Origin of the sequence: uncultured Eubacterium sp., assembly GCF_937958975.1 — a bacterium.
GTDB lineage: Bacteria > Bacillota > Clostridia > Lachnospirales > Lachnospiraceae > Eubacterium_G.
This window is the reverse complement of sequence record NZ_CALGRE010000037.1, coordinates 61,344-74,209: the sequence shown is the minus strand read 5'-3', so window position 1 is coordinate 74,209 and position 12,866 is coordinate 61,344. Positions and strand designations below refer to the sequence as shown.

Annotated in this window: 13 protein-coding genes and 1 riboswitch; all 13 genes read left to right on the top strand. The window is 35.7% G+C overall.

Going from position 1 to position 12,866, the window contains the following annotated elements; all coding sequences use genetic code 11:
• A partial coding sequence (locus Q5O86_RS06365; RefSeq protein WP_302626308.1) for a hypothetical protein occupies positions 1-247 on the top strand: 247 nt, incomplete at its 5' end.
• Positions 248-266: 19 nt separating this feature from the next.
• Positions 267-890 carry a thiamine diphosphokinase gene (locus Q5O86_RS06360; protein ID WP_302626307.1) on the top strand — a complete coding sequence of 208 codons (624 nt, stop codon included), beginning with the start codon at positions 267-269 and terminating at the stop codon, positions 888-890.
• A gap of 48 nt (positions 891-938) precedes the next feature.
• A riboswitch (TPP riboswitch) is annotated at positions 939-1,035 on the top strand.
• A gap of 61 nt (positions 1,036-1,096) precedes the next feature.
• The gene (locus tag Q5O86_RS06355; RefSeq protein ID WP_368074748.1) at positions 1,097-1,786 is read left to right on the top strand and encodes an energy-coupled thiamine transporter ThiT; all 690 of its coding nucleotides are present in this window, start codon (positions 1,097-1,099) and stop codon (positions 1,784-1,786) included.
• A 111-nt stretch (positions 1,787-1,897) separates the two neighbouring features.
• Complete coding sequence (gene rluF / locus Q5O86_RS06350; RefSeq protein ID WP_302626306.1) at positions 1,898-2,635, top strand: 23S rRNA pseudouridine(2604) synthase RluF; 738 nt, start codon at positions 1,898-1,900, stop codon at positions 2,633-2,635.
• Positions 2,636-2,649: 14 nt separating this feature from the next.
• Positions 2,650-4,602 (top strand): NAD-dependent DNA ligase LigA, encoded by a 1,953-nt coding sequence (gene ligA, locus Q5O86_RS06345; RefSeq protein ID WP_302626305.1) that lies wholly within the window; start codon positions 2,650-2,652, stop codon positions 4,600-4,602.
• 128 nt (positions 4,603-4,730) lie between these two features.
• Positions 4,731-4,949, top strand: coding sequence for a phosphopantetheine-binding protein (locus tag Q5O86_RS06340; protein WP_302626304.1), 219 nt, complete (start codon positions 4,731-4,733; stop codon positions 4,947-4,949).
• Between the two features lie 172 nt (positions 4,950-5,121).
• Positions 5,122-5,496, top strand: a complete 375-nt coding sequence (locus Q5O86_RS06335; protein ID WP_302626303.1) for a GntR family transcriptional regulator — start codon at positions 5,122-5,124, stop codon at positions 5,494-5,496.
• Positions 5,493-6,377: an ABC transporter ATP-binding protein gene (locus tag Q5O86_RS06330; protein WP_302626302.1), complete on the top strand. Its 885-nt coding sequence runs from the start codon at positions 5,493-5,495 to the stop codon at positions 6,375-6,377. The genes Q5O86_RS06335 and Q5O86_RS06330 overlap by 4 nt, the downstream gene beginning before the upstream one ends.
• A complete protein-coding gene (locus Q5O86_RS06325; RefSeq protein WP_302626301.1) occupies positions 6,367-8,676 on the top strand; it encodes an ABC transporter permease in 2,310 nt (769 codons plus the stop codon). The genes Q5O86_RS06330 and Q5O86_RS06325 overlap by 11 nt, the downstream gene beginning before the upstream one ends.
• Positions 8,677-8,768: 92 nt before the next feature.
• Positions 8,769-9,794, top strand: coding sequence for a branched-chain amino acid aminotransferase (locus tag Q5O86_RS06320; protein WP_302626300.1), 1,026 nt, complete (start codon positions 8,769-8,771; stop codon positions 9,792-9,794).
• Between the two features lie 80 nt (positions 9,795-9,874).
• Positions 9,875-10,753 (top strand): DUF975 family protein, encoded by an 879-nt coding sequence (locus Q5O86_RS06315; protein ID WP_302626299.1) that lies wholly within the window; start codon positions 9,875-9,877, stop codon positions 10,751-10,753.
• A gap of 23 nt (positions 10,754-10,776) precedes the next feature.
• Positions 10,777-11,727, top strand: coding sequence for a MoxR family ATPase (locus Q5O86_RS06310; protein ID WP_302626298.1), 951 nt, complete (start codon positions 10,777-10,779; stop codon positions 11,725-11,727).
• A 1-nt stretch (position 11,728) separates the two neighbouring features.
• Positions 11,729-12,862 (top strand): DUF58 domain-containing protein, encoded by a 1,134-nt coding sequence (locus Q5O86_RS06305; RefSeq protein ID WP_302626297.1) that lies wholly within the window; start codon positions 11,729-11,731, stop codon positions 12,860-12,862.
• Positions 12,863-12,866 lie beyond the last annotated feature (4 nt).

Below are 12,866 nucleotides of genomic sequence, written 5' to 3'. Positions count from 1 at the left end.
GAATGTATATATACAAAATGACCCGGGGGAAGAGATAATGGAATATATGGCAGAGGTAAATAAGGATAGCGATGTCCAGGAACTTCTGAAAGATGTTGATAAGGAATATCAGGATGCTAAGGATTCTGATGAGAGACTGAAAAAATATTTTGATGATATGAATGAAGCAGCAGATAAGGCCAAAGGGACAGCAGCTAAGAATGACAGTACGAAATCGCCAGAGACTACTGCAAACAATCCTAAATAAAAAATGTCGGGAGATTCATATGAAGGGAATATGTTATATCATTGGTGCCGGAGATAATTCCGGCACCAATTTTAGTAAAGATGAAAAGAATAATGATTGTGTGATTGCGGCAGATGGTGGGCTGAAAACGCTGTTAGAGCTGAAAATAGCTCCGGATTATATTATTGGAGATTTTGACTCTCTTGGATATGTGCCGGAGGGAGAACATGTGATAAAGCATAAGGTTCAAAAAAATGATACGGATATGATGCTTGCCGTTCAGTTTGCTATGGAAATGGGATATCAGAATATTATAATTTTTGGCGGAACGGGTGGCGAGAGAATAGACCACACATTTGCCAATATCCAAACGATGCTATACGCATCCAGGAGAAATGTTACAGTTCGTATGACAGATGCTGTGAATGAGTATTTTGTCATCACAGATAGTGAGATTGAAATTTCTCCAAAAGAAAAAGGGAATTTATCAGTGTTTTCATTGGGGGGAGAGGCTGTAGGTGTAGATATCAAGGGTGCGATGTACACGACAGATAAGGTGACGCTCAGACCGGATTGTACTCTTTCCGTAAGCAATTCATTTATAGGAAATAAGGTAAATATAAAAGTTGAGAAGGGAAGTCTTTTAATTATTACAGACAAATAAGACAGTTATTCTTGACTTTCAATAAAAAATAGTATATTCTGTTGAAAGAAAAACCGCTAGGGGTGCCTTTTGGCTGAGAGATGTATATCGACCCTTATTACTTGATACGGTTAGTACCGTCGTAAGGAAGCAGTTCACAGAAAACATATCGTTTATTTGGGTTCTCCTGGTGGTTATTATATTATAATACCAAGGAGGATTTTTTTATGAAAAAATTTATGGATTTCTTTTTAAGTGATGCAGACGGAGCATATGCTCTTACGACGGCAGGTCTTATGGCATGCATTGTTATTATTGCGGTGATTGCTCTTATAATAGCTGCATTTCTTTTTAAAAAGGACAAAGCAGCAATATTATCCACAAAGCAGTTGGTGTGTATTGCGGCGATGCTTGCATTGGCGGTAGTGGCAACAAATATAAAAATATTTAGTCTGCCATATGGTGGTTCCGTAACATTTTTTAGTATGCTGTTTGTGTGCATTATAGGATATTGGTATGGTCCAAAGATAGGGATACTTTCGGCAAGTATATTTAGTGTGTTACAGTTTGTTCTTGGAGGAAGTACATACATACTTTCTTTTTGGCAGGTATGCTTTGACTACATTTTTGCATTTGCAGTTTTGGGACTTGCAGGATTCTTCTATAAAAAGAAAAATGGTCTTGTAATCGGTTATGTAGTTGCAATTATGGCAAGAGGAGTTATGGCAAGCATTGCCGGTTATTTGTACTGGATGGAATATATGCCGGAAAACTTCCCGAAGAGTCTTACAGTTGTATATCCAATTATATATAACTATTCCTATATTTTGGCAGAAGCTGTCATTACAGTAATTGTATTATCTATACCGGCTGTGAAAAAGGCAATGATGCGGGTTAAGAAAATGGTAAATGAATAAAAGATACTAAAAAAGAAAAAAGAATGACAGTTTTACAATTTGTATGATTTACAGTTGGAATTGTCGTTCTTTTTTTATATAATATGGTAAGAAATATACAAGAGGAATATTATGGAACAAAAAAGAGTTAAGAAGGAAAGAAGTCTGCAAGAGCAAATACGACTGAATAAGTTTTTAAGTGATGCAGGATATTGCTCAAGAAGAGAGGCGGATAGACTGATTGAGCGGGGGAAGGTTACAGTCAATCATCAGACGGCATTGATGGGACAAAAAATTACTGTGAACGATATCGTGGAGATAGATGGCAGACAAATAAAGAGGGAAGAAGAACAAATCCTTTTGGCATTTAATAAACCGGTGGGAATAGAATGTACTTCTGACTTGACGAATAAGGACAATATTATTGACTATATTAATTATGAAAAAAGAATTTATCCTATTGGGCGATTAGACAAAAACTCTCAGGGTCTGATTCTGCTTACCAATGACGGCACCTTTGTGAATCAAATTTTAAAAGCTTCTAATTATCATGAAAAAGAATATATTGTTTTTGTAGATAAACCTATCACAGAGGATTTTTTGGAAAGTATGTCTTCGGGTGTTGAAATTTTGGGACAGGTCACAAGACCATGCATTGTGAAGAAAATAAAAAAGCATGTATTTTCTATTATTCTAACACAGGGATTGAATCGTCAGATTAGGAGAATGTGCGAAACGTTAGGATATAAAGTGCAAAAGCTAAAAAGAGTTCGTATCATGAATATTGAATTGGGAAATCTTCCGATGGGGCAATATAGAAATATTACAGATGAAGAACTGACAGAATTAATAAAAGCAATTAATCTATAAAAATTGGAGATAACATGAATAAGTTAAACAGAATAAAAGAATTAGTAGAGCTGTTAAATAAAGCAAATCGTGCATATTATCAGGAGGCAAAGGAAATTATGTCTAACCTTGAATATGATAAATTGTACGATGAATTGGTGATGTTAGAACAGGAGAGTGGTGTTGTTTTAGCAAATAGCCCTACTGTAAATGTGGGATATGAAATTGTCAGTGAATTGCCAAAAGAACAACACGAAAGTCCTATGTTATCATTGGACAAGACAAAGGACGTTGGTGCTTTGTCTGAATTTGCAGGGGACAGAGTTTGTCTTTTATCGTGGAAGTTAGATGGACTGACCGTTGTTCTGTCTTATGATGGAGGAAAATTAGTTAAGGCTGTCACTCGGGGAAGCGGCAGGGTTGGTGAAGTTATTACTGCCAATGCAAGGGCATTTCAAAATATTCCGCTGTCGATTCCGTATAAAGGAAAACTTACGCTTCGAGGTGAAGCTATTATTAAATATTCTGATTTCGACAATATCAATAAAAAAATAGAGGATGTAGATGCAAAGTATAAGAATCCCAGGAATCTTTGTTCCGGTTCTGTACGCCAGCTAAATTCCGAAATCACAGCAGAAAGAAATGTAAATTTTGTTGCCTTTGCGTTAATTCAGGCAGAAGATATGTCGTTTCAAAATTCTATTATGAGACAGTTTTTATGGTTAGAGGAGCAGGGATTTCAGGTAGTAGAACACAGAAAAGTGACGGCTGATAATATGAAGTTAACAGTTGATTATTTTGCCGATAAAGTCAAATCTTATGATTATCCGTCGGATGGTCTTGTTCTGATGTATGATGATATTGAATATGGATTATCTCTTGGAGCTACATCAAAGTTTCCAAGAAACGGAATCGCATTTAAATGGGAGGACGAGCAGGCTGAGACAAAATTGAAATATATAGAGTGGAGTCCCAGCAGAACCGGGCTGATAAATCCTGTCGCAGTTTTTGAACCGGTGGAGTTAGAGGGAACCACCGTCACAAGAGCCAGCGTTCATAATTTGAGTATTATGGAGGATTTGGAGCTGAAGGAAGGAGATACGATAAAGGTATATAAGGCAAATATGATTATCCCGCAAATATCTGAAAACCTTACAAGAGGTGGGATGGCAGAAGTTCCGAAGGAGTGTCCGGCATGTGGAAAACAGACGGAGATTCGGGACGAACATGGTGTAAAAACATTGTATTGCCCGAATAGAAGATGTCCGGCAAAAAATATAAAATTATATACACTGTTTGTCTCACGAAATGCCATGAATATTGAGGGGTTATCAGAAGAAACATTGGAAAAATTTATTGATGCGGGATATATACAGGAGTTTTCAGATATTTATAAACTAGACAGATACAAAGATGAGATTATTGAAACTTCCGGATTTGGACAGAAATCTTATGATAATCTTATACAATCGGTGGAAAAGTCAAGAAATGTAGAACTCAATGCATTGATTTATAGTTTAGGAATACCGAATATTGGCCTTGCGAATGCAAAATTAATCTGCAAACATTTTCATAATAATTTAGATAAAATCAGAAATGCCACAATGGAGGAGTTAGTAGAAATTGACGGAATCGGTGAAAAAATGGCTCAAAAATTTTCGGAATATTTTGATAATGAGGAGAATAATAGTAGACTAGATAGACTTTTAGAAGAGCTGACATTTATAGAACAGGAAGAAAATAAGAGTGAGCAGAATATGGATGGAATTACATTCGTAATTACTGGAAGTGTGGAACATTTTCCGAACAGAAATGCAGTAAAAGAATATATTGAAAAACGTGGGGGAAAGGTTACAGGTTCTGTCACATCAAAGACAAATTATTTAATTAATAATGACTCTTTGTCTAATTCTTCTAAAAATAAAAAAGCAAAAGAACTCGGTGTAGAGATTATTACGGAAGAACAATTTTTAGACAAATGGAAATAGTGTATAATCGAGTGCTGAAACGAATATATTTTTTAATAAAATAGTGTAAAGATATTGAACCGAATCATATATTATGATAAAAATATATCAGTGTTAAATTTCTTATAAAAAAATTGGAGGAAAAAATTATGCGTGATGACATTATAGAAATTTTATGCGAGATTAATCCATTATGGGATCCGGACGATGAGGACATGAGTATAGCTGAGTTTTTGGAGTCAAAGCAGTTAATGGAGTTGATAGTAAGTCTTGAGGATAAGTTTGATATAGATATTCCTTATGATGAACGGAATGAAGATAATTTTGAAAATGTTGATACAATAATAGAATTGTTAGAAAAGTTGTAAAGTCTGGGATGATATTTGTTTTGTTTCAGCATTGATTTGAATAAAGAAGCGGTTGTGTTACTAGCAAAAGTCACAACCGCTTCTTTCTATTCTTGACAAATTTTTTAATACACGGTATTATAAAATTGTATTAATTAGAATAGTACAATTTACACAGGAAAGGGGGAAACAAATGTTTACCGTAAATTTTGGGTCTAGGACACCCGTATATCAGCAGTTATATGATGATGTAGTACGGCTTGCCTCCCTTGGCATATTGAAAAGTCACACAAAACTTCCGCCGGTTCGGCTTTTGGCTACGGAGTTGGGAATCAATCCAAATACTGTTCAAAAAGCATATAAGATGCTTGAGATGGACGGCTATATTTATTCTACAGTAGGACGTGGCAGTTTTATCTCGGATAAATTAGGACAAAATGAGGCAGAAAAGCTTGAGGCGAAAAAAGAATTGAAAAAATCAATAGGAACAGCCTATAAAAAAGGTGTCAGCAGAGAGGAAATGATATCTATTATAGATGAAACTATTAGCGGAGGAAAGGGAGAATGATTGAGATAAATAATTTGACAAAAAGGTTTGATAAGACCATCGCAATAAATAATTTAAATTGTGAGATATCAGAGGGAACTATTTTTGGTCTTGCGGGAAGCAACGGAAGTGGAAAAAGTACATTGCTGCGCACCATGTCAGGAGTATATGAGCCGGACGGTGGGAAAATTATAATTGATGGTCAGGATGCATTCGACAATCATGAAATCAAAGAGAGATGTTATTACATAGCAGATTATCCGTATTTTTTCAATGATAGTACCGTAGAAAATCTGGCAAAATTAATGAGAAAAATATATAAGAACTGGGATGAGGAACGGTTCCAACAGTTATGTGCAATGTTTCCAATTGCAGTCAATAAAAGAATAATCAATATGAGTAAGGGAATGCAGAGGCAGGCTTCTCTTATATTGGCATTTGCTTCCAGACCAAAATATTTGTTCCTAGATGAGATTTTCGACGGGCTTGACCCGGTGATTAGAAAGACACTAAAATCGCTGCTGATTGAAGACGTGACAGAGAATAATATGACCTGTATTATTGCATCCCATAATTTGAGGGAAATAGATGATATATGTGATAAAATCGTTTTATTGCATAAAGGAAAGCTTGTGACAAACAAGGAGACCGACGAATTGAAAAATAAAATGCACAAAATACAGCTGGCATTTAATGAACAGCCCGACGGTGATACATTCAATGAACTTAATGCACAGATATTAAGTCAGGTTGGAGGATATTATGTGCTTATGATAAAAGGTGATTTGGAAGAGGTTATGGAAAAACTAAGATTATTAAATCCGGCATTTATAGAGGTTGTGCCGTCTACATTAGAGGAAGTATTTATTAATGAAATGGAGGGTGTAGGATATGGAAAATAATGCAGGATTCACAAATAACAAAAAAGCATTGGAAATTTTTAAGTGGTCTTTAAGAAAAAATCTTCCGTTTTCCATTGCCTATTGGATTTTGTTATTTCTGACATTTCCAATGATAGAAATATTTATGATGGTTGTTGCCAATAGCTATGGAACTTTTAAAGAGTATATTTCAGGAATTAAACAAGCAATTAATTATCTTCCGTCTACTGTTTTTGCGGGGGTAGCAATTGTATTTTCCATTATTATGTCAGTAAAAGCATTTTCCTATATGCATAATAAGAGGAGGGTCGATTTTTTTGGAAGCCTTCCGGTCAGCAGAAGAACATTGTTTTTTATGAGATATCTATCGACATTGGCCGTATGTATTGTGCCGGTGATTGTATTCGGTTTCATCGGAGCGCTTATGGGATGTTGTAATTTTGCAATTATTACGACTGCAAAAGTTGTTGGAGTCTTGATTATAACAATTATCGGTAATGTAAGTTTTATAGCATTTATATCATTATGCTGTGGAACGGTTGTAGATGTAATTATGTCCTATGCAATTATTAATATAGTATATCCAATTTGTGTAGCAATTGCTTATTTTTTCCCGCCTTCTGTTATACCGGGATTATCCAGAGAGGAAATACCGATTACAATATTTACTTTTTTGGTGCCATCGGCTTCTTTTTACACAAACTATTTCAGTTTCAGTAAGGTACTGGGAATCGTCTGGTGGCTGGGGCTTTCTATTGTATTGATATCAGCTTGTTTTGTTCTATGTAGAAAGAGAAAAGCGGAAACTGCACAGAATGCATTTGCATTTAATGCAGTAGAAATCGTCATTAAATTTTTTACATGCTTTGCTTCCGGTTTTGGAATCGGATATATGTGTGCTTATCTTGGAGCAGAGCATATTAAGTCACAGTATATTTGGTTTGTGGTAGGTGCGGTCATAGCAATTATGACAGCCAATATATTATTACATCTTATTTTCCACAGAGGACTATCTCAATTTAAGTCCAGTCTTGTGGAGTGTGGTGCAGTATTCGCGTGTCTGATGACATTTTTACTTTTAGTGACATCCGGTGGATTAGGCTATGAGAAACGTATGCCCAATAAAAATGATATCAAAGCGGTCAGTTTTAGGATGGGCTATGAGGAGCGTTTTATTATAAATGGTAAGGATTTATTAAAGAGTTTTACAGAGGATACAGAGATAATCAATGATGCATATGCAGTGCATCAGGCTATAATCAATGGAATACAGGAGCAAAAAGGCTTGTTATCCATTACACCTTATTATGTGTATGGTGATGAGATTTGTGATTCAGTGCATATTACATATGAATTGAAAAATGGAAAGCATTTTACAAGACACTATAATCAGTATAGAGACCAGAAAGATACCAAGGATTTGATAGATAAAATTGTTGCAAGCAATTATTATTCTAAGTTGAATAATCCATATGAAAAAATTCCAGAGAAATACATTTATGAGATGGAATTGAACTGGTATATTGCACGTGATAACCAAGAGGATGATGATGTTATTACGGCAGACCAATATAGTGCTGCAAGGGCAGAACTTGATATGAATATTTCGTTTTTGTACTTTGATGAAGACAAAACTAAGATAGCTGCAATCGCAAGTGCATTGAGGAAAGATGTGGATAAGAACGGTATATATGTGCCTAAGCCGGAAGAAAAGGTTTTGGGAATTACTATTGGTTATAGAAAAAATAAGAGTGGTGATTATGATGAAGATACATGCGTAAGCGCTGTCTTGTTTATTCCTGCTACATATACCAATACTATAAAACTGTTAAAAGAATATGGGTACATGAATCAGGCATATTCCTATTTAAATGAAATCGGCTCAGTCTGTTACACCGAAGGTGAAGAGAAAAAAGAAGATGCAGGCAGGATGGTATATTTTACTGTCCCGGAGGATTGGGATAAAAAACTAGAAGTAAATTGTATGTTATTTAAGGATGAGGATATGTTTTGTGAGTTAGATGCAGAGAGTACAAAATGTAACCAGGTTTCAGACAGAGTTTGGTCCTATACTTTTCCGGATTTTGAAAAGTATGAGACGGATTGGGAAGAATATGAAGATATGAAAAGTTTTTCTCCAACGGCAATTATGTTTTATCAGCACGATAAGGAGAAAATGTATATGACGGGAGCTGTAGAACTTCCTAAGAAATATGAGGGGAAAATGCTTTCAGTAGAGAATCTCATAGATACAAATTACAGGCATTTCAGAGACCCTATGTATGATAAAAATACATGGGAAAAGTTTCAAATTAAGTAACAGTTCTACGTTCCTCTGTATTGACCGACAAAAAAAATAGTAGTATATTTAAATAAGTTGAAAAATTAACATGACATATGGAGGAAATAGAAATGGACAAGAAAAATATTGACTGGGCAAATCTGGGATTTGGATATATTCAGACAGAGAAAAGATTTGTATCTGATTTTAAAGATGGAAAGTGGGATGACGGAAAATTAACGGGTGACGCTAATGTGGTCATTAATGAATGCGCCGGAGTTTTACAGTATGCTCAGACGATTTTTGAAGGAATGAAAGCGTACACCACTGAGGATGGACGCATTGTTACATTCCGTCCGGATTTAAATGCAAAGAGAATGGCAGATTCAGCGAGGAGATTGGAAATGCCAGTATATCCTGAAGAGAAATTTGTTGAAGCTATAAAAGAAACAATTAAGGCAAATGCAGAATACGTTCCACCATATGGTTCAGGCGCTACACTCTATGTAAGACCTTATATGTTTGGAAGCTCATCCGTAATTGGTGTAAAGCCTGCGGACGAGTATCAGTTTAGAGTGTTTACGACACCGGTTGGACCTTACTTTAAGGGAGGTGTAAAGCCGCTTACAATCAAAGTCAGTGATTTTGACAGAGCAGCACCTCACGGAACAGGTCATATTAAAGCAGGTCTGAATTATGCGATGAGTTTGCATGCTATTGTTACAGCTCATGAGGAAGGTTATGATGAGAATATGTATTTAGATGCGGCTACGAGAACTAAGGTAGAAGAGACAGGAGGAGCGAACTTCCTATTTATCACAAAGGATAATAAGGTCGTAACGCCAAAGTCTGACAGTATTTTGCCATCTATTACACGTCGTTCTCTGATGACGGTTGCAAAAGATTATCTCGGTCTGGAAGTTGAGGAAAGAGAAGTACATGTAGATGAATTAAAAGATTTTGCAGAGTGTGGTCTCTGTGGAACAGCAGCAGTTATATCACCTGTTGGAAAAATCGTAAATCATGGCGAGGAAATCTGTTTCCCTAGCGGAATGGAAGATATGGGACCGGTGACAAAGAAATTATATGAGACATTGACAGGTATTCAGATGGGAAGAATCGAGGCGCCGGAAGGATGGCTTGTTGAAATTAAATAAAGAATAATAGTAATAATGTAAGCCCGCTTGCAAATGGTAAGCGGGCTTTTTAAAATGTTGACGAGGAAAAAGGAGTTATTATGTGGTGGAGAAGAGAGACATTAAAAAGCAGTGCAAAAGAGCTGATACAAAAAAATTATTGGTGGCTGGTTTTAGTTACATTGATTTTGGGATTTGTAGCAGGAAAGGGACTGTCTTTAGACTTTAATTTTAATAATTCTTCAATTACTAAAAATTTTGGATTTATAAATCGTGAATTTAGTCATTTTTCAGATAATTATATGGAAGATATTTTGAACAATACATATGATGGGGATAGTTTATATGACGAATTTGGGCTTATGGATGACATGTCGTTTTCAAATGCATTATCTTCGTATAAAAACATGGTGAATACTGTTTTTGGAGAATTGTTTGGAGGAGTATCTGTGGTGAATGCAATGATAATCCTATGTCTGTTCTGTATGATTATGATTACAATGATTGTTTTGAGGGCATTTGCGCTGGCACCTTTTGAAGTGGGATGCAGAAGATGGTTTTTGAGACATAGAACAGAAGAGGCAAAAGCCGGAGAATTGGTTTATGCGTTCAGGAAGGGATATTTGAATGTGGTAAAAGTTATGTTTTGCAGAAAATTATTTACTGCATTGTGGAGTCTGTTATTTATTGTGCCGGGAATTGTCAAGTCTTATGAGTATAGAATGATACCATTTTTATTGGCAGAAAATCCGGAAATGAGCATGCAGGAAGCTTTTGGAATCAGTAAAGAAATGATGATGGGAAATAAATGGGATACATTTGTCTTGGATTTATCTTTTTTAGGATGGCATTTTCTTTCGGCATTAACATGCGGAATATTAGCAGTCTTTTATGTGAATCCATATGTTCAGCTTACGAATACAGAACTTTATGTTGAACTGTGTAACCCGGCAATGAATAAAGACCATTATAATTATTAATTTGAAAGTGTTAGGAGAAGGAGATGAGCGAATTATACAATGGTGCGAGCGCAGTTATCCGTGAAGTAGAAAAGGCAGTGGTAGGAAAATCTGATATTATTGTAAAGATTATGGCTGCTATTGTGGCAGAGGGACATATTCTTATAGAGGACATGCCTGGAGTTGGAAAGACGACGATGGCAAATGCATTTTCAAAAGCAATGGGAATTATGCATAACAGAGTTCAGTTTACTCCGGACGTTATGCCGGCAGATTTGACCGGTTTTTCTATTTATCAAAAAGAAACCGGACAGTTCCGATATAAACCGGGAGCGTTAATGTGTAATATGTTTTTAGCGGATGAAATTAACAGAACTTCTCCGAAAACGCAGTCAGCCTTATTGGAGGTTATGGAAGAACGTCAGATTACTGTGGATGGTGTCACGAGAAAAATAGGAAATCCGTTTGTGGTTATCGCCACAGAAAATCCGGAGGGTTCGGCAGGAACGCAATTGCTGCCTGAATCTCAGCTGGATAGATTTATGATTTGTGTAAGCATGGGATATCCGACTGTGGAAGAGGAAGTGGAGATATTAAAGAGACGTCAACAAGGAAATCCGATAGAACAGGTTGACAATATTCTCACTGCTGAGGATATTATCTGTATGCATCAGGAAGTACGTGAGATTTATCTGAAAAATGAAATGTATGAGTATATTGCAATATTGTCTGAAAAGACGAGAAATCATGAAATGTTTGCTTCGGGAATGAGTCCGAGAGGAACGGTCGCATTAGCATCTATGAGCAGAGCAAATGCTTGGATGGAAGGGAGAAAGTTTGTTATTCCGGAAGATGTGAGGGCAGTGTTTGAGAGTATTGCTATACATAGAGTCAGATTGAGTACGAAAGCAAAAGTAGGACATGTTCAAAAGCGTGATGTGCTTAACGAGATATTAAGACAGGTGAAAGAACCCCTGATAAGAAGACAGAGATAGTATGATTAAAAGAGTTTTAATTTATGGAATTGTAATTGGAATTACATGGAGTCTGTTTTTTCTATTCCCGGAAAAGATAATTGGATTAGCGCTGATTATGGAGTGTATATATTTTGTTATTGCCTTTGTGGCGGTTCAATTTATGGCAGGAAAATTAGATTTTTCTATGGAACAGGGAGCAGCAACAGCAGAAAAGAATAAAAAAGTACCAATACAAATTACGGTGAGAAACAAATCCAGATTGTTTTATATTCCATTTCAATTGAGAGTGATTGTTACCAATTATTTTACAGGGGAAGAAAATGTCTGCAAATTGCATGCTGTGATTCAGGCAGGAAAATGTGAGAAAATCAGTACAGAGTTTATATCTAAAAATTGTGGTGATATAGATATTCAATGTGAATATGTTTTGGTTTATGATTGGTTATATATTTTTAAAAGAAAAAGAAAACTAAAGCTGACAAAAAAAGTAGAAATATTACCGGAATGTCATTTGATTATGACAGAAATTACAAGAGCAACAAGGGAATTTGTGACAGATTCAGAGCTGTATTCCGACAGTGAAAAAGGAGATGACCTTTCTGAAATATATCAGATAAGGGAATATAAAGAAGGGGATTCTATCCATGATATTCACTGGAAACTGTCAGCAAAGAATGATGAATTATTGTTGAAAGAACATGCAAAACCATTGGGGTGTGTTGTATTAATTTGGATAGATTTGTGCAATCGCCAAATGATTAAAAAAAATAGACGTGAGAAAAGACGTGTTGGGAAACAGAATCATGTTCCGATTACTTCTATTGAAATAGCAGCTTCTCTTTCCCTTTCTTTGGTCGAAGAGCGATGCGTACATATGGTGGCATGGTATGAAGAAAAGAATCAGAGAATTGTGAAAAAGAGAATTTGTGATGAAGAAAATATTTACGAACTTTTAAACAGGCTTTTATATCTTGAAACTTATTCGGATAGAGAGAAAGCAGATTTTTATTGGAATGATACTTTTCATAAGAGTGATTTTAGTTCCGTCGTAGAAGTCAGTCTGGATGGAACGGTTATAGTTAATGGAAGCAATATTGAGATAAAGAAAAAAGACAATGAGATTTGCTGGAATGAAATATATCTTGTTGTATAATATG

Excerpts from the sequence above, each read along its gene's own strand:
- Q5O86_RS06325 (WP_302626301.1), top strand. The coding sequence starts at position 6,367 with ATGGAAAATAATGCAGGATTCACAAATAACAAAAAAGCATTGGAAATT.
- Q5O86_RS06330 (WP_302626302.1), top strand. The coding sequence starts at position 5,493 with ATGATTGAGATAAATAATTTGACAAAAAGGTTTGATAAGACCATCGCA.
- Q5O86_RS06315 (WP_302626299.1), top strand. The coding sequence starts at position 9,875 with ATGTGGTGGAGAAGAGAGACATTAAAAAGCAGTGCAAAAGAGCTGATA.
- Q5O86_RS06335 (WP_302626303.1), top strand. The coding sequence starts at position 5,122 with ATGTTTACCGTAAATTTTGGGTCTAGGACACCCGTATATCAGCAGTTA.
- rluF (WP_302626306.1), top strand. The coding sequence starts at position 1,898 with ATGGAACAAAAAAGAGTTAAGAAGGAAAGAAGTCTGCAAGAGCAAATA.
- Q5O86_RS06310 (WP_302626298.1), top strand. The coding sequence starts at position 10,777 with ATGAGCGAATTATACAATGGTGCGAGCGCAGTTATCCGTGAAGTAGAA.
- Q5O86_RS06320 (WP_302626300.1), top strand. The coding sequence starts at position 8,769 with ATGGACAAGAAAAATATTGACTGGGCAAATCTGGGATTTGGATATATT.
- Q5O86_RS06355 (WP_368074748.1), top strand. The coding sequence starts at position 1,097 with ATGAAAAAATTTATGGATTTCTTTTTAAGTGATGCAGACGGAGCATAT.
- Q5O86_RS06305 (WP_302626297.1), top strand. The coding sequence starts at position 11,729 with ATGATTAAAAGAGTTTTAATTTATGGAATTGTAATTGGAATTACATGG.
- Q5O86_RS06340 (WP_302626304.1), top strand. The coding sequence starts at position 4,731 with ATGCGTGATGACATTATAGAAATTTTATGCGAGATTAATCCATTATGG.
- Q5O86_RS06360 (WP_302626307.1), top strand. The coding sequence starts at position 267 with ATGAAGGGAATATGTTATATCATTGGTGCCGGAGATAATTCCGGCACC.
- ligA (WP_302626305.1), top strand. The coding sequence starts at position 2,650 with ATGAATAAGTTAAACAGAATAAAAGAATTAGTAGAGCTGTTAAATAAA.